General features: G+C 59.2%; 19 protein-coding genes and 4 tRNA genes. 5 read left to right on the plus strand and 18 right to left on the minus strand.

Annotated elements, in window-relative coordinates; all coding sequences use genetic code 11:
• Window positions 1-3: 3 nt before the first annotated feature.
• From ACM6JM_RS21870 to ACM6JM_RS21885, 4 genes are all read right to left on the minus strand, one after another.
• Window positions 4-981 (minus strand): ABC transporter permease, encoded by a 978-nt coding sequence (locus ACM6JM_RS21870; protein ID WP_179692049.1) that lies wholly within the window; start codon window positions 979-981, stop codon window positions 4-6.
• The gene (locus tag ACM6JM_RS21875; protein WP_103386624.1) at window positions 978-2,531 is read right to left on the minus strand and encodes a sugar ABC transporter ATP-binding protein; all 1,554 of its coding nucleotides are present in this window, start codon (window positions 2,529-2,531) and stop codon (window positions 978-980) included. Before ACM6JM_RS21875 ends, ACM6JM_RS21870 begins: the two co-directional genes overlap by 4 nt.
• Window positions 2,532-2,586: 55 nt before the next feature.
• Window positions 2,587-3,543 carry a sugar ABC transporter substrate-binding protein gene (locus ACM6JM_RS21880; RefSeq protein ID WP_007956008.1) on the minus strand — a complete coding sequence of 319 codons (957 nt, stop codon included), beginning with the start codon at window positions 3,541-3,543 and terminating at the stop codon, window positions 2,587-2,589.
• Between the two features lie 198 nt (window positions 3,544-3,741).
• Complete coding sequence (locus ACM6JM_RS21885) at window positions 3,742-4,191, minus strand: hypothetical protein (RefSeq protein WP_039771565.1); 450 nt, start codon at window positions 4,189-4,191, stop codon at window positions 3,742-3,744.
• A 349-nt stretch (window positions 4,192-4,540) separates the two neighbouring features.
• On the opposite strand from ACM6JM_RS21885, the gene ACM6JM_RS21890 reads away from it, so the two are divergent.
• From ACM6JM_RS21890 to ACM6JM_RS21900, 3 genes are all read left to right on the plus strand, one after another.
• Window positions 4,541-5,629, plus strand: coding sequence for an asparaginase (locus tag ACM6JM_RS21890; protein WP_007956004.1), 1,089 nt, complete (start codon window positions 4,541-4,543; stop codon window positions 5,627-5,629).
• Window positions 5,630-5,815: 186 nt separating this feature from the next.
• Complete coding sequence (locus ACM6JM_RS21895) at window positions 5,816-6,085, plus strand: DUF1654 domain-containing protein (protein ID WP_371855269.1); 270 nt, start codon at window positions 5,816-5,818, stop codon at window positions 6,083-6,085.
• A gap of 4 nt (window positions 6,086-6,089) precedes the next feature.
• Window positions 6,090-6,779 carry an endonuclease gene (locus ACM6JM_RS21900; protein ID WP_414882477.1) on the plus strand — a complete coding sequence of 230 codons (690 nt, stop codon included), beginning with the start codon at window positions 6,090-6,092 and terminating at the stop codon, window positions 6,777-6,779.
• Between the two features lie 54 nt (window positions 6,780-6,833).
• Here ACM6JM_RS21900 and ACM6JM_RS21905 read toward each other — a convergent pair whose 3' ends face one another.
• The gene (locus ACM6JM_RS21905) at window positions 6,834-7,736 is read right to left on the minus strand and encodes a siderophore-interacting protein (protein WP_039771571.1); all 903 of its coding nucleotides are present in this window, start codon (window positions 7,734-7,736) and stop codon (window positions 6,834-6,836) included.
• 86 nt (window positions 7,737-7,822) lie between these two features.
• Window positions 7,823-8,188: a hypothetical protein gene (locus ACM6JM_RS21910; protein WP_039771573.1), complete on the minus strand. Its 366-nt coding sequence runs from the start codon at window positions 8,186-8,188 to the stop codon at window positions 7,823-7,825.
• A 250-nt stretch (window positions 8,189-8,438) separates the two neighbouring features.
• Here ACM6JM_RS21910 and csrA point away from each other — a divergent pair, with 250 nt between their 5' ends.
• A complete protein-coding gene (gene csrA, locus ACM6JM_RS21915) occupies window positions 8,439-8,633 on the plus strand; it encodes a carbon storage regulator CsrA (protein ID WP_003179932.1) in 195 nt (64 codons plus the stop codon).
• Window positions 8,634-8,838: 205 nt separating this feature from the next.
• On the opposite strand, the gene ACM6JM_RS21920 is transcribed toward csrA, so the two are convergent.
• The 3 genes from ACM6JM_RS21920 to ACM6JM_RS21930 all read right to left on the minus strand — a co-directional run bounded on the left by ACM6JM_RS21920 (window position 8,839) and on the right by ACM6JM_RS21930 (window position 10,318).
• A complete protein-coding gene (locus ACM6JM_RS21920) occupies window positions 8,839-9,294 on the minus strand; it encodes a DUF2214 family protein (RefSeq protein WP_414882478.1) in 456 nt (151 codons plus the stop codon).
• 342 nt (window positions 9,295-9,636) lie between these two features.
• On the minus strand, window positions 9,637-10,098 hold the full coding sequence (locus ACM6JM_RS21925; RefSeq protein ID WP_080770655.1) for a GNAT family N-acetyltransferase: 462 nt from the start codon (window positions 10,096-10,098) through the stop codon (window positions 9,637-9,639).
• Between the two features lie 143 nt (window positions 10,099-10,241).
• Window positions 10,242-10,318, minus strand: a tRNA-Val gene (locus ACM6JM_RS21930).
• A gap of 184 nt (window positions 10,319-10,502) precedes the next feature.
• On the opposite strand from ACM6JM_RS21930, the gene ACM6JM_RS21935 reads away from it, so the two are divergent.
• Window positions 10,503-11,786, plus strand: coding sequence for an NAD(P)/FAD-dependent oxidoreductase (locus tag ACM6JM_RS21935; protein WP_414882479.1), 1,284 nt, complete (start codon window positions 10,503-10,505; stop codon window positions 11,784-11,786).
• Between the two features lie 52 nt (window positions 11,787-11,838).
• Here the strand turns inward: ACM6JM_RS21935 and ACM6JM_RS21940 are convergent, their stop codons facing one another.
• From ACM6JM_RS21940 to ACM6JM_RS21980, 9 genes are all read right to left on the minus strand, one after another.
• Complete coding sequence (locus ACM6JM_RS21940) at window positions 11,839-12,810, minus strand: XdhC family protein (protein ID WP_414882480.1); 972 nt, start codon at window positions 12,808-12,810, stop codon at window positions 11,839-11,841.
• A 2-nt stretch (window positions 12,811-12,812) separates the two neighbouring features.
• Window positions 12,813-14,048, minus strand: coding sequence for a c-type cytochrome (locus tag ACM6JM_RS21945; protein ID WP_414882481.1), 1,236 nt, complete (start codon window positions 14,046-14,048; stop codon window positions 12,813-12,815).
• Window positions 14,049-14,050: 2 nt separating this feature from the next.
• On the minus strand, window positions 14,051-14,590 hold the full coding sequence (locus ACM6JM_RS21950) for a (2Fe-2S)-binding protein (protein ID WP_414882482.1): 540 nt from the start codon (window positions 14,588-14,590) through the stop codon (window positions 14,051-14,053).
• Complete coding sequence (locus ACM6JM_RS21955; protein WP_039771586.1) at window positions 14,583-17,414, minus strand: xanthine dehydrogenase family protein molybdopterin-binding subunit; 2,832 nt, start codon at window positions 17,412-17,414, stop codon at window positions 14,583-14,585. Before ACM6JM_RS21955 ends, ACM6JM_RS21950 begins: the two co-directional genes overlap by 8 nt.
• 421 nt (window positions 17,415-17,835) lie before the next feature.
• Window positions 17,836-17,912 (minus strand) — tRNA-Asp (locus ACM6JM_RS21960).
• 93 nt (window positions 17,913-18,005) lie between these two features.
• Window positions 18,006-18,082: transfer RNA gene (locus ACM6JM_RS21965), tRNA-Asp, on the minus strand.
• Window positions 18,083-18,137: 55 nt separating this feature from the next.
• A tRNA-Val gene (locus ACM6JM_RS21970) sits at window positions 18,138-18,213 on the minus strand.
• 90 nt (window positions 18,214-18,303) lie between these two features.
• Window positions 18,304-19,080, minus strand: a complete 777-nt coding sequence (locus ACM6JM_RS21975; protein WP_007956470.1) for an SDR family oxidoreductase — start codon at window positions 19,078-19,080, stop codon at window positions 18,304-18,306.
• Window positions 19,077-20,288 carry an O-succinylhomoserine sulfhydrylase gene (locus ACM6JM_RS21980; RefSeq protein WP_085667869.1) on the minus strand — a complete coding sequence of 404 codons (1,212 nt, stop codon included), beginning with the start codon at window positions 20,286-20,288 and terminating at the stop codon, window positions 19,077-19,079. The genes ACM6JM_RS21975 and ACM6JM_RS21980 overlap by 4 nt, the downstream gene beginning before the upstream one ends.
• Window positions 20,289-20,305 lie beyond the last annotated feature (17 nt).

The following is a 20,305-nucleotide window of genomic DNA, read 5'->3' on the forward strand; positions in this document are numbered from 1 at the left end:
TTATCAGCCCCGTCGACTTGCGCGTTGACTGCGATAGGTGTCGAGCACCACGGCGATCACGATCACCGCACCGGTGATGATGCGCTTGGTCGGTTCGGTCGCGCCAATCTGCGCCAGACCGGCCGCCAAGACAGAGATGATCAACACGCCGAAAAAGGTGCTGATTACCGAACCACGTCCGCCCATCAGGCTGGTGCCGCCGATCACCACGGCAGCGATCACTTGCAGCTCAAGGCCGGAACCGGCGTTCGGGTCGGCCGCTTCCAGCCGGGAAATCTGGAACAGCGCCGCAATACCGGCGAGCAGCCCCATCAGACTGAAGACCAGGATCTTGTAGGGTTTTGGATTGATCCCCGCCAGACGCACCGCTTCTTCGTTGGTGCCAATGCCGATCAGGTAGCGACCGAACACAGTACGGGTCAGAACGGCCTGGGCAATAAAGATAACCAGCAAGGCAATGATGAACGACGGCGAAATGCCGAAGGCGATCGGGTTCGACAGCCAGGCGAAGGAGTCACCGATGTAAGCCGTACGCGACCCCGTCATCTGATAGGCCAGACCACGGGCCATTTCCAGAACCCCCAGAGACACGATGAACGACGGAATTCGCCACGCCACGGTAATCGAACCAGTTACCGTGCCAGCCAACGCCGCGACAGCCATACCCAGCAAGGCCGCCGGCAGTACGCTCCAGCCCCAGCCAAGAATCGCCACGCTGACAGTGGAGGCCGCGAGTGCCAGTACCGAGCCCACCGACAGATCGATCCCGCCGATGATCAGGACGAAGGTCATGCCCACTGCCAGCACCATCAGGTCGGGAATCTGGTTGGCCAGGGTGCTGAAGGTGTTGTATGACAGGAAATGGCTGCTCATGATCGAGAACAGCGCAATCATTGCCAGCAACGCACCGGCGAGCCCCAGATAAGTCCCGAGGCCGTAGAAATTGCCACTGGATTTGCCGGCGGAAGATGCAGTTTTCATGGGAGATCCCTAGGCGCTGCTTCGTTGAGCAACGCATCACGTTTCTGGTAGCCGGCGAATGCGGCGGCAAGCAAGTCATCCTGGGTCCAGCTGTCGCGCTCGAAGGTGTCGATCAGACGTCCCGCCGACAACACGCCGATGCGGTCGCAGATCAGCATCAGCTCACGCAAATCGCTGGACACCACGACCAGCGCCTTGCCCTGCCGGGTCAGTTCGCCGAGCAAGGCATAAATATCGAATTTGGCGCCGACATCGATACCGCGAGTCGGCTCGTCGAACAGCAGCACCGAACAGTCGCGTTCGAGCCAGCGCCCAATCACCACCTTTTGCTGATTGCCGCCGGACAGCTCGGACACCAGCTGCGTCGGACTGGAACTGCGGATGCGCATGGCGTCGATCTGCCGTTGCGCGAGCTTCGTTTCATCGCCATTGTTGACGAACCCGCCGCTGGAAATTTCCGGCATGTTGCCCAAGGCAATGTTGGCGCTGATCGATTGGCTCAGCAGCAGGCCTTCGCCCTTGCGATCCTCCGTGATCAAGGCGATGCCATTGCGCACCGCATCCACAGGCGAACGAATGCTTACCGTTTTTGCCGGCGAACCGAGCGCCACCGTGCCGCTGTCCGGGACGTCGGCTCCGAAGATCAGCCGCAAAAGTTCGGTGCGCCCAGCCCCGATCAGCCCCGAAATGCCAAAAATCTCGCCGGCGCGAACCTCAAAGGAAACGTCGCGAACCTTGTCGGAGCGGGTCAGGCCTTTGACCGTCAGGGCCGGCGGGCCGATATTGCGAGCCCCCAGATCGATATGCTCGCCCAGCTCGCGACCGACCATCAGGGTGACCAGTTGCTCGCTGTTGTAATTGGCCATCGGTTCGACGCAAACCAGGTTGCCGTCACGCAACACAGCAATGCGCTGAGCGACCCTGGCCAGTTCTTCGAGGCGGTGGGAGATGTAGATGATCGAGACGCCACGCGCCTGCAACCGGCTGATCTGCTCGAAGAGCATCTCAACTTCACGGGCGGTCAGCATCGCGGTCGGTTCGTCGAGGATCAGCACATGACAATCGCCGATCAGGTTTCGGGCGATCTCGACCATTTGCTGGTGACCGATGCCCAGCTCGCCGACCAGTGTGTCCGGGTCGATGGCATCGAGACCGACTTGAGCCATGGCTTCGATAGCGGCTTTGCGCAGTTGCTTGCGACTGATCCAGCCACCATTGCTCGGCAGGTTGTCGAGAAAAAGGTTCTCCGCCACCGAAAGCGTCGGCAGCAGATTGAGCTCTTGCATGACCATGCGCACACCCAGTTCTTCAGCCTGCGTGCGACTGCCGGGGCGATAATCCTTGCCCTGGAACTGCATCTGGCCGGTGGTAGGGGTGACCAGGCCACCGATGATCTTCGACAGGGTGCTTTTACCTGCACCGTTCTCACCGGTCAGTGCCAGCACTTCACCGCGCATCAACGTCAGATCGATGCCGGTCAGTACCGGTTGCGCATAGGTCTTGCCGATACCGCTGACCGAGAGGACAGCGATCGGAGCGGAAACTGACATAAAAATCTCCATGCGCTCGCCCGGACGGACGAGCGCCATTGTGTCGCCAAAGGACTTACTTGGTGACCAGCTCGACAGGCGTTTCGATCACGCCATTCGCACCGCTGTCGACTTTCTCGCCCTTGATGATTTTCAGCGCGGTCTCGATACCGAACACCGCTTGCTTCGCAGCGTACTGGTCGGCGGTCGCCAGAACGCGACCGTCCTTCAGCATGGGCTTGATGGCATTGATATTGTCGTAACCGACAACCTGCACCTGACCGGCCTTGCCTGCAGCGCGCACGGCGGAAACGGCACCCACGGCCATGCTGTCGTTACCGGCCAGCAGCGCCTTGACGTCCGGGTATTCGCTGAGAATCGAAGCGGCCACCTTGTTGCCCTTGTCGATTTCCCAATCGCCGGACTGCAGGGAGACAACCTTGATCTGTGCAGCCTCCATCGCATCCTTGAAGCCAGCGGTACGCTGCTGGGCGTTGGTCGTCGTGGAGACACCTTCAATGATGCCGACTTCGTCACCGGCTTTCAGTTGTTTGGCCAGGTACTCACCCACCAGACGCGCGCCTTTGCGGTTGTCCGGGCCTACGAAAGGAACGCTGATGTTCTTGCTTTTGATCACAGCCGGATCGAGTTGGTTGTCGATGTTGATCACGGTGATACCGGCATCGACGGCCTTCTTGATCACTGGCACCATCGCCTTGGAATCAGACGGTGCGATAACCAGCGCGTTGACCTTCGCCAGAATCATCTGCTCGACAATGCGCGTCTGCCCCGCCGTATCGGTTTCGTCCTTGATGCCGTTGGAGATCAGGTCGAAATCGGCGGAATGTTCTTTCTGGTAGGCCTTGGCGCCGTCCTCCATGGTCAGGAAGAATTCGTTGGCCAGAGATTTCATGACCAGGGCGACTTTGGGTTTTTCAGGGGACTCGGCGAAAGCCGAAGAGACAGGCAGTGCGGCGGATGCGGCAGCCAGCATGGCGACAGCAAGAAGACGTCCAGCGAATGGCAGCTTCATGGGTTCACTCCGATCTTATGATTATTGTGAGCAACGCTTGCGCTGGCGTAAGCTCGCTGCACCCCACGACGAAATCAATTCACCGCGAAGACCGCGCAAACGTTTGCGTAGACCGAACTATGCGAATCCTGTCGACATTTGTCAACGACTGAAAATCTGCTTTTTTTGTAGGGCGAATCATAGTCATCGCCCCTTTTCCTACGCAGTCGTGTTGATCACACCGCCACTGCCAGACCCCTTGGCCATCTCGCGAACCAGATTGCCGGCCACTTCCATGAGTGCAGCGTTGGTGTCTGCGATCTGCCCCTGAATCGACATCACCACAGTTGTCTTGGCTTCTTCGGTCGGATAACTCGCTGCCTGCGCGGCAGCCAATTGCTGTTGCTGCTCCTGCAATTGCTGCTGCAATTCCTTCATGCGTTTGAGCAGTATTTTTATCGTGATGCTTTGATTGCCACTGCTCTCGGCCGGCGCCTCTTCCTGCACGGGTCCGCCACCGGTTCTGACTTGCTTCGTATCGCCAGCGTCTTTGCCCAGCGCTTCGGCCGCTGCTTGCTCGTTGGCCTCGCTCAGGGCATTGATCGTAGCGGCTGTTTTTCCGCCGATGGTAACCGCGCCGGGATTTGGCAAACCGATAGTCAATGACATTTGAACTCCTGAAAAATTGGATCCCTATCAAGGCGCATCGGCCAGTGCGCCGCTTTCTTTAGCACAGATCCGAAAACTGGCCAGCCCCCCCTGTGGACGGAGCTCGTAATCCTTTTCGGTGAGCCGAACGAGAAAACATCCCGCGTTCGGAAACCCGGATGAGCGAGGGAACTTCACAACCACGCATCGAATAAATCTTGATTTAAATCATAAGGTTAAACATTTTTCTCACGCACAGTACGACTGGTACAGATCCTGCTCCCTTCCTGCACCCCTGGCATTCAGATCGGCCCGGGGCGCATCTAGATGAACCTGCATCAGCACCGTCTCACTACTAGAGAGAAAAATAATGACATCTGCTTTGAAGAGTTTCGTTCCGGGCGCTTTGGCCCTCCTCCTGCTCCTGCCAACCGCCCTCCAGGCAAAAGAAGCTGAAACCCAGGCCAAACTGGCCAACGTAGTGGTACTGGCTACCGGCGGCACCATTGCCGGCGCGGGCGCCAGCGCTGCCAACAGCGCGACCTATCAGGCTGCGAAAGTGGGCATCGAACAATTGATCGCCGGCATTCCCGAGCTGAGCACGCTGGCCAATGTGCGTGGCGAGCAGGTCATGCAAATCGCCTCGGAAAGCATCACCAACGAAAACCTCCTGCAACTGGGTCGTCGCGTTTCCGAACTGGCCGACAGCAAAGACGTCGATGGCATCGTCATCACCCACGGCACCGACACCCTGGAAGAGACCGCGTACTTCCTGAACCTGGTGGAAAAAACCGACAAGCCGATCATCGTCGTCGGCTCCATGCGCCCGGGCACCGCCATGTCGGCAGACGGCATGCTGAACCTGTACAACGCCGTGGCCGTCGCCAGCAGCAAAGAGGCTCGCGGCAAAGGCGTACTGGTGACGCTGAACGATGAAATCCAGTCGGGTCGCGATGTCAGCAAAATGATCAACATCAAGACCGAAGCCTTCAAAAGCGCCTGGGGCCCACTCGGCATGGTAGTTGAAGGCAAATCCTACTGGTTCCGTCTGCCGGCCAAGCGCCACACCATGGACTCGGAATTCGATATCAAAAACATCAAGAGCCTTCCTGATGTAGAAATCGCCTATTCCTACGGCAATGTCAGCGACACAGCCTACAAGGCTCTCGCCCAGTCCGGCGCCAAGGCGATCATCCATGCCGGTACCGGCAACGGCTCGGTTTCCTCCCGCGTGGTTCCGACCCTGCAAGCGCTGCGCAAGGACGGCGTGCAGATCATTCGCTCGTCTCACGTCAATGCCGGTGGTTTCGTTCTGCGCAACGCCGAACAGCCTGACGACAAATACGACTGGGTGGTTGCTCACGACCTGAACCCACAGAAAGCCCGCATCCTGGCCATGGTTGCCTTGACCAAGACCAACGACAGCAAAGAGCTGCAACGGATGTTCTGGGAATACTGATCTGCCTTCGACCGATCCATTGCTGATCGGGCACTGACTTCACCCTTCGTCAACTTGACGAAGGGTGAAGCTTGCGCCTCCTCCAAAGAAAAATTTCACCTGAGTGACATCAAAACCGGAAAACCGCTGTCAGAGGATTTTCTTGAATTTTAGGCAGTTGCGAAAATGCCTACAGTTAAATACTGTATGCACGTACAGCTTAATAAGGATAACCTCGTGGCCACTTCCCCTGATGCTCCTGACGCTTACGAACGCATGGGCATGCGCGTTCAAAAAATCATCAACTCCCCTACCGCACAAAAAGCCAAAGCCGCGCTGATCTTCCGCCTTCCAGACGAGCCGGCGGATGAATGGGAGCGCTTGCTGGAAGAGATCGACGAGAACGACAACGTCACCCTCGCCTACCGCGACGATGGCGGTGTACAGATTTTCTGGGTTGTGCCGAAGGAAGATTGATTCAATGATTCTGCGTTTTGCTGCTGTGCTGTTGCTGTTCATTTCCCTGGGCGCGCACGCTGGCGCACCGCGTACATTCACCGAAGCCAAGAAGGTCGCCTGGAAACTGTACGCCCCACAATCCACCGAGTTCTATTGCGGGTGCAAATACACCGGCAACAAGGTCGATCTGGCCGCCTGCGGCTATGTCCCACGCAAGAACGCCAAACGTGCATCCCGCATCGAATGGGAGCACATCGTTCCCGCGTGGCAGTTCGGCCATCAACGTCAATGCTGGCAGGAAGGCGGTCGCAAGAATTGCACCCGCTATGACCCGAGCTATCAGAAAGCCGAAGCCGACCTGCACAACCTGGTGCCGAGCATCGGCGAGGTGAATGGCGACCGCAGCAATTTCAGCTACGGTTGGTTGCCGGTCGAAAAGGGTCAGTACGGCTCATGCCTGACTCAGGTCGACTTCAAGACGAAGAAGGTCATGCCCCGCCCTTCGATCCGCGGCATGATCGCCCGCACCTACTTTTACATGAGCAAACAATATGGTTTGCGCTTGTCGAAGCAGGATCGGCAATTGTACGAAGCCTGGGACAAGACTTATCCAGTGCAAGACTGGGAACGCCAACGCAATCAGAGCGTGGCGTGCGTGATGGGACGCGGTAACGAATTTGTCGGCCCGGTGAACCTGAAAGCCTGCGGTTGATTGCCTGATCAAAAGAAAAGGCCTTGAGCGATAAACTCAAGGCCTTTTTTGTGCTCAACCGCCGGACTTGTTGAAACGCCAGTAGCCCATCAGATTGAGCGACTCGCGAGGGATGCCGCGCTCCTTGATCAGGTATTTGCGCAGACTCATGACCGCAGCGGATTCGCCGGCGATCCAGCCATAGAATCCCTCGCTGGCCGTATCGGCGATCTCCCAAAGAATTTCTTCTTCGATGTCGACATCCGCCAGTTCGACCGCTTGCCCAACCGGCGATGCATCGACAGGCAACGTCGCCTGCCGCACGGCTTCCACCATCAACGTACCTGCAACTGCCTGATCGCGAATCAGCCATTGCACCAAAAGCCCGGGCCAGTCAGGAACCGCCAACATGTCTTCACGACTGTCGACCTCAAAAAACGCCTGGGTCTGCGGCGGTTCAGCCAGTGTCGCCAGTTCTTCCAGAATCCCCATGGCGGCCGGCAAGGCGGTGGCATCGGCGACCAGCAAAAGTTGCTTGAGCGTTTGCGGAGGCTTCCATTCAAATCCCCCTGCCTCTTGTGCCGAGAATCGGCTGTCGGGGGCCAGAATCTGCATCGACTCGCCGGGCTGGGATCGCAAGGCCCAACGGGAGGCTGGACCGGTCTCGCCGTGCAGTACGAAATCGATATCCACTTCGCCTGCTTCGGCACGCAAGTGGCGGATGGTGTAGGTGCGCATCGCCGGGCGACGATCGATCAGCATCGAGCGGAAACGGGCGTACCACCCCTCGCCCTGAGAAAGCCTGGCGGGTGAACCGTCGACTGCCGGGAAAAACAGCTTCACTCGCTGATCCGGCGCCCAGGTCGCCATCTCGGTGACCGTGGGGCTTGCGAGCGTGATCCGCATGAGATGCGGGCTCAACTGCTGCTTGTGACGCAAAACGACGTCGAACAATTTGTAAGGATTGGCGGAGGCCATGCGGAGCTCCTTCTGGGTATCTTCAGTGACTCCTTGAAAAACGAATCACGCCGGACACCCTTTAGTCAGCTCCGCCGAATGGATCCTTATTGCGCCGCCGGGCGCTCGATCACCAGCGTTTCGATGTTCTGCTTCTTCGCCTTGACCAGCGCTGCATTCACATCTGCCTGACGCGCCTCGGCGTCAGCCTTCGAATTGAAAGGGCCGAGGAGGATCCGGGTCTTGCCGCTGGCGTCCTTGACGACACTGGCCACAAAGGCATGCTCGATCAGCCAGCCGCTGAGGTCGCTGACCGCCTGAGGGGTTTCACCGCGCACTTCGAGATCCCACTGCGGGCCCACCGCAGCAGGCGCCGCTACCACCGCCGGTTTCGCTTTTTGCGCATCCACACTCTTGCCTTCGCCACATCCTGCCAATGCCAGTGCCGCGACTACCCAGACCAATTTGCGCACAACGCTTCCCTCTGATTTTTCAAAGCGGCGATCTTAACATTCGAGAATACTTTCGGAGCCCCGCAAAATGGGCACAAAAGGACGAGATTGATGCTGACAGCCCCTGTATAGTTACGCGCTGGGAATTAATGCCGCTGCTGCGCGTCAGAAAGAGGCACCCAGACTTTAAGACTTCGCACTAATCTATACGTACCACCGACCTCTGCACTGTCTGAATCAGGTGCCCTACAAAGCAATCAAGGAGAAGACCATGCTGATACTCACCCGCAAAGTCGGTGAAAGCATAAACATTGGTGATGACATCACGATCACCATTCTCGGCGTCAGCGGCCAGCAAGTTCGAATCGGCATCAACGCTCCGAAGAACGTTGCAGTGCACCGGGAAGAGATCTACCAGCGCATCCAGGCTGGCCTGACCGCTCCGGACAAGCCACAAACGCCCTGAGCCCTACCGCAGTCAGTAGCCAGTTCGTTTGCCTGCGCGCAATGACTGGCTAAAGATTCAAGCGCCGTATTGCCATCCCCCACTTCCCTGGTGACGGCGCGTGCCACGCCCCTTCCCGCCTCACCCTTCTCGCGACCGATACTAACCGTCATTCAAAGGGTTGGCTGTCGGATATTTCCGAATAGCGAATGGGAATCTCGCCCGCCTAGCCGAATGTAACGCCACGCGCCATTCCGGTAGCCGCCACGACCATCAATATCAATAGCAGCGCTTCGGTATGACTGGTCCGCGCGAACACCTTGGCACGCCCCAAGTCAGGGATAGCGCCGCGCGCCTTGGCCACGCGCCATTTGATCAGGGTGATCATCGGCACGAGTTCCAGAAGCAGAATCAGCACAAACAACGTCATCTTCAGATGGAAAAGCGGCTGATGCAGGTAGTAGTCGGCTCCCTTCTCATAACCGGCAAAGGCGCGCATGCCGCCGGTGATGAGCAGCACCAGCGCCGAGAGCCCCCAGAGATTGTCGGCAAGCAATACGCGCCCGACTTCACCCGAGCCGGACGCCAGGCGACTGAAGGCCGTCCCACGCGTCAACACCGCCCAGAAGCCCATGGCAAATGCCAATAGATGAATCGCTGCAAGAAACCAGTGAACCAGCATTGATGAACTCCTGTCCGGCAGAGGCGAAATCAGCCTGACAGTAGTAGTCGAAAAAGTGTGGACTTGCCTGTCACCCCCTCCCGGAAAAACGGAAGCGGGCGAGACGAGAGACTGGCAGAGGCGCGGGAAAGGCAAATCGCGGGCAAAAAAAATCCCAAGCAGCTGATGGAAGCTTGGGATTTAAAAATGCATAAACCGTGGTGGTGAACGCGGGGCGGATATTACTGATTTATTCGTCTTGTAACAACGTATTTTTGATAACCGAATGGTTAATAAAATCCGTAACCCCTTAAATATCCACACTATTTAAAAGGATGCTCACGAAAGTCGGCGACGAATGGATCAAAATCCTTCGCAGTCAATACGCGCATGGCTCAAGAATTTTACAAAAATGAGTTCAGGATCCCCCGGGTCAAGGTTCTCCACCATTCCGCTATGCTGATATCCAAGATTTATCAGCAGCTGCCGCATCGGCAAGTTGGACGCATTGGTCGACGTGAAGATCTTGCCTGCAACAGCGTGATGCTCCAGACCACTCACGATTTGCCGACCCACGCCGGAACGCCTGCTCGCACTGGAGACGACCACGAGGGATATGAACCACTCACCGAAAAAGCTTCGATCCAAACAGCCGTAGCCGAGAAGAACGCCAGGATTGTCAGTCTCACAGACAACCCAGCACTCATGCGCCCCAACCGACCTCGCGATACACGCTCGACGGCAGCTATCTTTTTCAGCGACAGGATCAATCTTCAACAGGCTTTCGATGTCGCCTGGACAGGCGCGCCTGAATTGGCGACTCATGAATACCCCCCCTGCAAATGTGCCGAAGTGTAGCTGCGGTCGACCAAACGGAAATTTGCAAAGGTTCTGAAAATCGCAGACAACAAAAAAGGGCCCACCTTTCGGTGAGCCCTTTCAGACCGCCCAGCAGAGCGGATTTTGTTTGGTAGGCGCGATTGGACTCGAACCAACGACCCCCACCATGTCAAGGTGGTGCTCTAACCAACTGAGCTACGTGCCTGCTGTGAGGCGGCATTCTACGGAATTCCGGAGGGGTGTCAACACCTTTTTTTCACCTAACCCTATGAATATGCAAAATATTTAATTTCGACCCGCCGCGAGAAGATTTCCTGGTGGCTGGCGGAGGTTTTTCAACTGGGGTAGGATCGCCGCACTCGTAAAATATATTAAACAGAGGCTGCAGGATGGCGAACACCCCTTACCCAGAGTCTTATTACGCTGCATCGGCCAACGCCGCACCACCACGTCCTGCCCTGCAGGATGACGTGGAGACGGATGTCTGTGTGATCGGCGCTGGTTATACGGGACTTTCCTCGGCGCTGTTCCTGCTGGAGAACGGTTTTCGCGTGACCGTGCTGGAAGCCGCCAAGGTCGGCTTCGGCGCCTCGGGGCGCAATGGCGGGCAAATCGTCAACAGCTACAGCCGTGACATTGATGTAATCGAACGCAGCGTCGGCCCGAAACAGGCGCAACTGCTCGGGCAAATGGCGTTCGAGGGCGGCCGGATCATTCGTGAGCGCGTCAGCAAGTACAACATTCAGTGCGACTTGAAAGACGGCGGTGTATTCGCAGCCATTACTGCCAAGCAGATGGGCCACCTGGAATCGCAGAAACGCTTGTGGGAACGCTTCGGCCATACCCAACTGGAACTGCTCGATCAGCGCCGCATCCGCGAAGTGGTTGCCTGCGATCAGTACGTCGGCGGTATGCTCGACATGAGCGGCGGCCACATCCACCCGCTTAACCTGGCGCTGGGCGAAGCTGCTGCCGTGGAATCCCTTGGCGGCACCATCTACGAACAGTCACCGGCGGTGCGCATCGAACGCGGCGCCAATCCGGTCGTGCACACGCCGCAGGGCAAAGTCAGGGCCAAATTCATCATCGTTGCCGGCAACGCCTACCTCGGCAATCTGGTGCCGGAGCTGGCGGCCAAATCGATGCCATGCGGCACTCAGGTCATCACCACCGAGCCACTGGGCGATGAGCTGGCGAAATCCCTGCTGCCGCAGGACTACTGCGTCGAGGACTGCAACTACCTGCTCGACTACTACCGCCTCACCGGCGACAAGCGCCTGATCTTCGGCGGCGGTGTGGTGTATGGCGCGCGGGATCCGGCGAATATCGAAGCCATCATCCGCCCGAAAATGCTCAAGGCCTTCCCGCAGCTCAAGGATGTGAAGATCGACTACGCCTGGACCGGCAATTTCCTGCTGACCCTGTCGCGCCTGCCTCAGGTCGGACGCCTGGGCGACAACATCTATTACTCCCAGGGCTGTAGTGGCCACGGCGTGACCTACACGCACCTGGCCGGCAAGGTATTGGCCGAGGCACTGCGCGGACAAGCCGAGCGTTTCGATGCCTTTGCTGATCTGCCGCACTACCCTTTCCCCGGCGGGCAACTGCTGCGCACACCGTTTGCCGCATTGGGCGCGTGGTACTACGGACTGCGCGACAAGCTCGGTTTCTGACGCGCGAAAAAAAGGGCCGCTGAATAGCGGCCCTTTTTACATCCAGCATCAATCACAACTGATCCCGCGCAATCCCGCTGCGAATCCGCAGAATGTCTGCGAGCACCGCCAGAGCAATTTCCGCCGGCGTCTTGCTGCCCAGGTTGAGGCCGATCGGCGCATGAATTCGCGCCAGCTCGCTCTCCCCCAGACCGCCAACCCTACGCAAACGCTCGAAGCGCTTCTGTGAAGTCTGCAACGAACCCATCACGCCGATGTAAAACGCCTCGGTGCGCACAGCTTCCATCATCGCCAGATCATCGATGCGCGGATCATGGGTCAAGGCCACCACCGCGGTATCACGGTGGCAACCGCCATCGGCGATGAACACCGACGGCAATTGCCGGCGGATCTCCACGCCATTGAGCACCACGCCTTCCAGCACCTCATCACGCGGGTCGCAGAGAATCACTTCAAAGCCGAGACCGACAGCGAACTCCGCACAGGCCTGCGCCACGCTGGAATACCCCGCCAGCAGCAAACGCTGAGCAGCACCGATGCGGATCCGTACCCGGTCGATTTCACGCTCGATTCGCGCGCCCTGCTCGCGATCTGCAAACAGGCTGCGCGCGCCAGTGGCCAGATCGACCTCGCGAATCAATCGGCGCTGCCCGAGCAACGCCGATTCGAGTTCGCGCAGGTGCGCCTGCACATCGCAACTGGCGTCAAATTTCTCTACCAGCACATCGAGAATGCCTCCGCACGGCAGGCTGACCCGCGAACGCGGATCGTCACCTTCGCCATAACGCACGACGTTGATCGCATCGAGAAACGCACCTTCGGCGACGCGCTCGAGAAAATCGTCCTCGACGCAACCACCGGACAGCGACCCGATCCACTGCCCGCCGTCGTTCACCGCCAGCAGCGAACCTGGCGCGCGAGGTGCCGAGCCGTAGGTGGTCAGCACGGTGCAGAGCCAGATGCGTTGCCCCGCCGTCGACCACTCCAGCGCCCGTCGAACCACTTGCAGATCGAGATGCTGCATGATCAGTGCGCCTTGTGCTCAACGGACGGCGCATCAGCCTGCAGCTTCTGCACATCACCAACCGCCAGCTCGGCCGACTGACCACCCCAACCCTGACGCAGGTAGTTCAGCAGATCGGTCAGTTGTTCGGCACTGAGCTTGTCGGCAAAACCCGGCATCGACTGCATGTGCTCGAACCCGGCGAATTTCTGTTCGCCGATGCCATCCTCGATCACGCGCAACAGGTTGCGCGGGTCTTCCAGACGCAACGTGGTGTTGCCGCGCATGGCCACCGCGATGTGCGGTTTGCCCTCGCCACCGGCCGCGTGACAGCCGGCGCAGACGTTCAAGTATTCCTGACGGCCGCGCTGGGCGCTGACACTGAGTTTTTCCACCGGCACTTCGGTCAGTTCTTTCGCCGCCGGAGGCTTATCGCCCAGCAGGAAAGTCGCCATCGCCGCCAGATCCGGATCATTCAGGCCCTGGGTGCTGTTGTGGAACACCGGGAACATCTCGTTGAACATCGTGCCCTGGGCGCTCATGCCGTGCTTGAGGAACGTGCTCAGGTCCTGATGGTTCCAGCCGCGTGCCGCCAAGTCGGTTGCCAGCAGGCTCGGCGCCAGATAGCCGTTAAGGATGCCGCCGGTCAGGCGCTTATCCAACTGCATCGCGCCCGGCAGGCCGCGTGGCGTATGGCATTCGCCGCAATGGCCTAACACTTCGACCATGTACTGGCCGCGTTTCCAGGCGTCGCTTTTGCCTTCGGCAGGCTCCAGCTTCAAGGCGTTGCCGTACATCATGTTCCAGCCGATCAAGCCCGGACGCACGTTGAACGGAAAGCTAAGGCTCGTCACCGGCGCGGCACGCTCGATTGGCTCGATGGTTTTCAGATACGCGTGAATCGCATCCGAATCCGCACGCGGCATCAAGTGATACGAGGTGTACGGCATCGCCGGGTACAGGTTCGCGCCGTCACGGCGCTTGCCTTCAGTCAGCGCAGCGAAAAACTCGTCGTCGTTGTACAAACCGATGCCGTGCTCTTTGCTTGGAGTGATGTTGGTACCGTAGATCCTGCCGAACGGCGACACGATCGGCAGCCCGCCGGCATACGGCGCACCACCCGGCGCCGTGTGGCAGGCCATGCAGTCAGCGGCGCGGGCGAGGTATTCGCCGCGCTTGACCTGATCATCCGCGTGCACCGCCAACACAGGCGCAGCCAGCCCGACCGCCAGGGTCAGGCGGGTCAGTAGTTGCTTCATGCTTAACCCTCCTTGACCAGGCCGAGATCGGTCAGCACGTTGCGGGTGGCGTTGTAATAACGCACGTACCCGGTGCAACGACAGATGTGATGGCCGAGGCTGTCCTCGATAACTTGCTCCAGTTTGCTTTTGACGATTGGCTGGCGTTGCAGCTTTTCCACCAGCACGGTCGCGGCGTTGACGAACCCCGGCGCGCAGTAGCTGCACTGGAAGGCGAATTCGTCGACGAAACGCTGCTGGATCGGGTTCAGCTCGGTGACCTGGCCTTGCTCGTCACGCTTGGCGTGGCCTTCGATGGTGCGGACTTTCTTGCCCTCGAAATAATGCGCGCCGGTGATGCAGGTGCGCACTTCTTCGCTGGTGCCATCCGGGTTGTCGACGATCACCACGCAGGCGTGGCAGATGCCCTGGCCGCAGCCCAGGCGCGAACCTGTGAGGTTTTTGTATTCGTGCAGGTAATCGATCATCGGCAGGTCATCAGGGATGTCCACCGGGCCGACGAATTGACCGTTGAGGGTCAGTTGAAGCGGACGGTTAGCCATTGAGGGCCTCCTTGATGCGCGCAGCAGTGATTGGCAGATCGCGAACACGTTTACCGATGGCGTGGGCCACGGCGTTACCGATGGCGCCGACCACCGGGATCATCACCACTTCGGCGATGCCTTTGGACGGGTCGCTCGGGGACAGCGGTGGCAGGATTTCCGACGTCTGCTTCCATACCGCCACATGGCGCGCCATCGGCAGGCGATAACGGTTGAAGTTCCAGTCACCCTCCCCCGGCCCGCCTTCGTACAGCGGCATCTCTTCCATCAAGGCGTGACCGATACCCATGGCGATCCCGCCTTCGAGCTGGCCACGAACCAGTTCTTCGACCAGCACCCGGCCGCACTCCAGCCACGAGTGATGGTTGAGCACTTCGACTTCCGCCGAACCTTTGTTGACCTTCAACTCGACCAGCGTTGCCACCGGGCTGTAGTAGGTCACGGCGGCGTTGTTCAGTTGAACCACCGGATAGGCGATGTTCTGCCGATCCAGCAGGTGGAAACCGGCGCTGGTCATCTGCGCCTTTTTCGCTTTCGGGGCGCCGTCGCCGTACTTCACCGCCAGACCGTCGAGCGGCAGACGCTCGCGCACGCCATCGATGCTGTATTCGGCCTCGGCCCAGCTCCAGCGGTTGAAACCGTGAACCGTGGCGCCAGTGACCAGACCGCGCTCGTGAGCACGCTTGGCCAGCTCTTCGAAGGTCAGTGGCTGCATGCCGTTGGCGGTCAGTTTTCCGTCGACCCAATGCGCATCTTCGCGACGCACCACGTAAGGGTTGGCCTGGCCGCCGTACGGACCCTGACGCCAGATCTCCAGCGCCGCCGGCCACAGACCGTGGTTAAACAGCACACGCGCCGCTTCACGGGTGGCGTGGCTGAAGTAGTAGGCGGAGTTGGTCGCGGACGAAGCCGATGCCAGCTTGCCGACCCAGCGCGGATTGCGCAGGAAGTTGTCCTGCTCGGCCTGGCTCATGATGTAAGGGTTGCCAGCGGTGACCAGCTGCATCTCATCCCACTCGGTTTCGCCGGTCTTCACGTCGTGAGCCGCACTGCCGAGGAAGTCAGCCACCACCAACGCTTGCGAGGTGGACATGCCAGTGCCGATCTCGATACCGATGTGACGCAGGGAAATGCGCCCCTCAGCGGTGAACTCGATGCTGGCCATCGGTGCTTCGGAACCGGTGCCGAAGTCTTTCTGGCAAATGGCAAAACCCACGCCATACCAGTTGTTCGGGTCTGCCGCTTCGCGCTGTTTCTTGATCGCGTCGCGGTTTTTCCAGACTTCGTGCAGCGAAGCCTTGTCGAGAATCTCGTGCAGGCGCAACGCACCGGCCGGGATCGCGCCCTGGGTGTTTTTCATCCCTGAGCGCAGCGCGTTCTTGCGGCGCAGATCGATGGCATCGACACCAAGGCGATCGGCGATTTCGTCGACCATCATCTCGGTGGAAGCCATGCTCTGCAGGGTGCCGTAGCCGCGCATCGAACCCGCTTCAACCGCTCGGGAATGGTAAGCGGTGACCTGCAGGTCGTTCTGCGGCATGTAGTAGATCGACTGCGCCGCCGTGGCGCCAACGGCCGCCACCGACGGGCTGTAGTTGATCCGCCCGCCACCGTCGACGCTCATTTCGGCGCGGAAAATTTTGAAACTGTGATCGGTCTTGTCCACTGCCAACTGGTAGCGGATGTCGAACGGGTGGCGCTTGATGCCGCTCTGGAACTGCTCGTAGCGGTCGTTGGCCAGGCGAATCGGTACACCCGCGCCGTACAACGCCGCCAGGGCCGCGTAGTAGACGAAAATGTTGTGGTCCTTGGAACCGTAACCGACGGTGTAACCCGGGTGCATGTTCAGGTTCGCCAGGCCGAAACGCGACGGCCCGATCATCTTCGCGGTCTCGGTGGCGGTTTCCAGCGGGCATTGGGTGGCGACGACGAAATGCAGGGTCTTGGTCGCCGGGTCGTACCAGCCGTTGCCGTTGTCCGGCTCCATCGCAGCAGGTTCGATCGACGGAGTTTTGTAGCGCTCGTCGAACACCAGCCAGTTGTCCGGCGGGGTATCGATCTCTTTTTTCATGCGATCGGCGTAGAACAGGCCGCGCTCGGTCAGGTTGCCGTGCAGGTTCGGCTGGGAATTCCACACCGGACGACGGTTCTTCAGCATCGGGAACAGGATCGAGTCCTTGAGGCTGGCGAACTCGTCTTCGTCCGCCGACGTCGGGCCACCGACGCGCACATAGCGGAAACTGCCATAGGGATCGCCTTCGTAGAACGGCACTTTTGCGCCGTAACGAATCGCTTTGTCATTGAATTTGAGTTTGTTCTTGGCCTGACGGAACCGCTCGAAGTCGTTCCAGATCAGGATCGCGACCGGGTGACCGATGAACATCGGCACCTTGCCTTCCGGCAGCAGAGGATCCGGTGCGTGCTCTTCAGGGAACACGATGCCGTCCTTGTCCAGGTCGGCAGCGGTAACGATCCGATCAGGCTGCAGATCGGCGCCGAGCCACGACAGGTCATAGCCTTCGTAGATACGGTCAGCCTTGATGGTTTTCAACAACATGGCGTGGCCTTGCTGCTGGGGCCAACCCGGCATGTCCTTGGAACGGATGTCGCGAGCAAACACTTTGCTGCCGCAGACCTTGGACAATGCATCGTTACGCTGGCGTGCCTTGCCGTTGCTGCCGAGCCATTGCTCGGACGGCACAGTCACGCTGTTTTCCATCAAGGCAGCCAGCGCCTGACTGCTGAGCGGCGTGAGCGTGACACTCACACCCGCCACCAGCCCGCCCTGAAGGAACGAGCGCCGGGATATTTCACGGTTGGACATGGATCATCCTCTGGACGGTTATGGATCCGCCCTTCTGGTTATCTACTGGGAATCTCGAGTCTTGCAGAAGCCCTTTTTGACGAAGCAAAGGGCGTGATGACAGTGCAAAGCTGACCGAAAGGTTAACTTTATAGGTTTCTGAGCTCGCAGCAAACAACCAGTTACAAAAATTTGACTAAAGAATCAAAAAATCAATGCGGCATTGCATCGCAGCGACTCGGAGACGCAGGTAGATTGCCCGGCAGCATCGAACGAGCCACGGCCAGGGTTCGTCGCCGGCTACAAGGGAGGAATTTGGGAGAGGTCAAATTTCAGACACAAAAAACCCCGGTCTTTCGACCAGGGTCTTTGCTATCGATTCCGAATCAACCAGAGGTTGCTTTCGGTGTTTCAAGGCGTTCAGTGGTCCTTGAAACAGATATGGCGCAGCGGACGGGACTCGAACCCGCGACCCCCGGCGTGACAGGCCGGTATTCTAACCGACTGAACTACCGCTGCGTATCGCTTTGAGCTGACGCTCAAGTAACTCGTTTGACTGAAAGCTTCGGTGCTTTTCAATCGCGAACCAGACAGTGCCTGACTCGTTAAATATGGCGCAGCGGACGGGACTCGAACCCGCGACCCCCGGCGTGACAGGCCGGTATTCTAACCGACTGAACTACCGCTGCGCGTCGGTGCAGGCACTTTCAGCCTACGCTCTTGCTTACGCAAGTCTCTCGGGAGTGGTGGGTGATGACGGGATCGAACCGCCGACATTCTGCTTGTAAGGCAGACGCTCTCCCAGCTGAGCTAATCACCCGTTTGCATCTCCGAGGCCGCGAAATTTACGCAGGTAGCGAACCTAAGTCAATAGCAGGATTGAAGTTTTTCTAAAAAAGACGAAATTGCTTCATTCCGTATAAATCATCTTCTTGGTCATGCCGCCATCGACCACGAATTCCTGCCCGGTCACAAACCCCGCATTCTTCGACAGCAACCACGCCACCATCGCCGCGACATCCTCGACCGTCCCTACCCTGCCCGCAGGATGCTGGGCATGATCGGTGTCGGTCAGCGGCTCCGCGCGCCGGGCAGATGGATCCCGCGCATCGATCCAGCCCGGACTGACCGCATTGACGCGAATCTCCGGCCCGAGGCTGATCGCCAGCGCGTGAGTCAACGCCAGCAAGCCACCCTTGCTCGCCGCGTACGCCTCCGTATCAGGTTCCGACTGCGCCGCACGGGTCGAGGCCAGATTGACGATCGCCCCGTTGTGCGCACGCAGATACGGCGCACAGTGCTTGGCCAGCAACATCGGCCCACCGAGGTTCACCGCCAGCACCCGATTCCAGTACGCCAGATCGAGACTTTCCAGCGTGATGTTGTGTGGATCGGCCACTGCAGCGTTACACACCAGCGCATCCAGACGACCAAACTGCCCCAGCACCTCAGCGACACCCAACGCCACCTGACTTTCGTCCGCGACGTCCATGGCGATGAACCAGGCGTTCTCGCCGAGCACCTTCGCCACTTTCGAACCCCGCGCACGATCCAGATCCGTCAACACCACCTGCCAGCCTTCGCTGATCAGCCATGCCGCGATGCCCAGACCGATCCCCCGCGCGGCACCCGTGACCAATGCAACGCGGCCATGGGTGCCGATCTTTGGCGTAGACAACTCGATCACAACGCCGCCAGACCGCGCGACAGGTCGGCTTGCAGGTCAGCGACATCTTCCAGACCGACTGCGATGCGGATCAGGCTGTCACGAATGCCGGCAGCCTCACGCTCCTGCGGCGCCAGACGGCCGTGGGACGTAGTGCTCGGGTGGGTGATGGTGGTTTTGCTGTCACCCAGGTTGGCGGTGATCGAGATCAAACGGGTCGCATCGATGAAGCGCCAGGCGCCCTCTTTGCCGCCCTTCACCTCAAAGCTCACCACCGCGCCGAAGCCTTTCTGCTGACGCTGAGCCAGCTCGTGCTGCGGATGGCTCTTGAGGCCGGCGTAATGCACCTTCTCGATACCGTCCTGCTGCTCCAGCCATTCGGCCAGTTGCTGGGCGTTGGCGCAGTGTGCCTTCATCCGCAGGTTCAGGGTTTCCAGACCTTTGAGGAAGATCCAGGCGTTGAACGGGCTCAGGGTCGGCCCGGCGGTACGCAGGAAACCGACGACTTCTTTCATCTGCTCGCTGCGACCGGCAACCACACCGCCCATGCAACGGCCCTGTCCATCGATGAACTTGGTGGCCGAGTGCACAACGATGTCTGCGCCGAGCTTTAGCGGCTGCTGCAAGGCAGGCGTGCAGAAACAGTTGTCGACTACCAGCATCGCACCCTTGGCGTGCGCGATTTCCGACAGCGCGGTGATATCCACCAGTTCAGCCAACGGATTGGACGGCGACTCGACGAACAGCAATTTGGTGTTGGACTTGATCGCTGCGTCCCAGGCCGACAGATCGGCCAGCGGCACGTAATCGACTTCCACGCCAAAACGCTTGAAATACTTCTCGAACAGACTGATGGTCGAACCGAACACGCTGCGCGACACCAGCACATGATCGCCGGCGCTGCACAGGCTCATTACCACCGCCATGATCGCGGCCATGCCGGTCGCCGTAGCCACCGCTTGCTCGGCGCTTTCCAGCGCGGCAATGCGCTCTTCGAACGCGCGAACGGTCGGGTTGGTGTAACGCGAGTAGACGTTGCCCGGCACTTCCCCGGCAAACCGTGCGGCGGCGTCAGCGGCGGTACGGAACACGTAGCTGGAAGTGAAGAACATCGGATCACCGTGCTCGCCTTCCGGCGTACGGTGCTGACCGGCACGTACGGCCAGGGTATCGAACGCTACGCCTTCGAGGTCGCTGTCCAGCCGACCGGCATCCCATTCCTGACTCATGCTGTCACTCCTTGCCC

It is taken from the genome of Pseudomonas sp. IT-P2, from assembly GCF_949767575.1.
GTDB classification, from domain to species: domain Bacteria; phylum Pseudomonadota; class Gammaproteobacteria; order Pseudomonadales; family Pseudomonadaceae; genus Aquipseudomonas; species Aquipseudomonas pharyngis.

What these genes read in the sequence shown, in the direction of transcription:
- ACM6JM_RS21870 (WP_179692049.1), bottom strand. Translation starts at nt 981, where the DNA reads ATGAAAACTGCATCTTCCGCCGGCAAATCCAGTGGCAATTTCTACGGC.
- ACM6JM_RS21875 (WP_103386624.1), bottom strand. Translation starts at nt 2,531, where the DNA reads ATGTCAGTTTCCGCTCCGATCGCTGTCCTCTCGGTCAGCGGTATCGGC.
- ACM6JM_RS21880 (WP_007956008.1), bottom strand. Translation starts at nt 3,543, where the DNA reads ATGAAGCTGCCATTCGCTGGACGTCTTCTTGCTGTCGCCATGCTGGCT.
- ACM6JM_RS21885 (WP_039771565.1), bottom strand. Translation starts at nt 4,191, where the DNA reads ATGTCATTGACTATCGGTTTGCCAAATCCCGGCGCGGTTACCATCGGC.
- ACM6JM_RS21890 (WP_007956004.1), top strand. Translation starts at nt 4,541, where the DNA reads ATGACATCTGCTTTGAAGAGTTTCGTTCCGGGCGCTTTGGCCCTCCTC.
- ACM6JM_RS21895 (WP_371855269.1), top strand. Translation starts at nt 5,816, where the DNA reads ATGCACGTACAGCTTAATAAGGATAACCTCGTGGCCACTTCCCCTGAT.
- ACM6JM_RS21900 (WP_414882477.1), top strand. Translation starts at nt 6,090, where the DNA reads ATGATTCTGCGTTTTGCTGCTGTGCTGTTGCTGTTCATTTCCCTGGGC.
- ACM6JM_RS21905 (WP_039771571.1), bottom strand. Translation starts at nt 7,736, where the DNA reads ATGGCCTCCGCCAATCCTTACAAATTGTTCGACGTCGTTTTGCGTCAC.
- csrA (WP_003179932.1), top strand. Translation starts at nt 8,439, where the DNA reads ATGCTGATACTCACCCGCAAAGTCGGTGAAAGCATAAACATTGGTGAT.
- ACM6JM_RS21920 (WP_414882478.1), bottom strand. Translation starts at nt 9,294, where the DNA reads ATGCTGGTTCACTGGTTTCTTGCAGCGATTCATCTATTGGCATTTGCC.
- ACM6JM_RS21925 (WP_080770655.1), bottom strand. Translation starts at nt 10,098, where the DNA reads ATGAGTCGCCAATTCAGGCGCGCCTGTCCAGGCGACATCGAAAGCCTG.
- ACM6JM_RS21935 (WP_414882479.1), top strand. Translation starts at nt 10,503, where the DNA reads ATGGCGAACACCCCTTACCCAGAGTCTTATTACGCTGCATCGGCCAAC.
- ACM6JM_RS21940 (WP_414882480.1), bottom strand. Translation starts at nt 12,810, where the DNA reads ATGCAGCATCTCGATCTGCAAGTGGTTCGACGGGCGCTGGAGTGGTCG.
- ACM6JM_RS21945 (WP_414882481.1), bottom strand. Translation starts at nt 14,048, where the DNA reads ATGAAGCAACTACTGACCCGCCTGACCCTGGCGGTCGGGCTGGCTGCG.
- ACM6JM_RS21950 (WP_414882482.1), bottom strand. Translation starts at nt 14,590, where the DNA reads ATGGCTAACCGTCCGCTTCAACTGACCCTCAACGGTCAATTCGTCGGC.
- ACM6JM_RS21955 (WP_039771586.1), bottom strand. Translation starts at nt 17,414, where the DNA reads ATGTCCAACCGTGAAATATCCCGGCGCTCGTTCCTTCAGGGCGGGCTG.
- ACM6JM_RS21980 (WP_085667869.1), bottom strand. Translation starts at nt 20,288, where the DNA reads ATGAGTCAGGAATGGGATGCCGGTCGGCTGGACAGCGACCTCGAAGGC.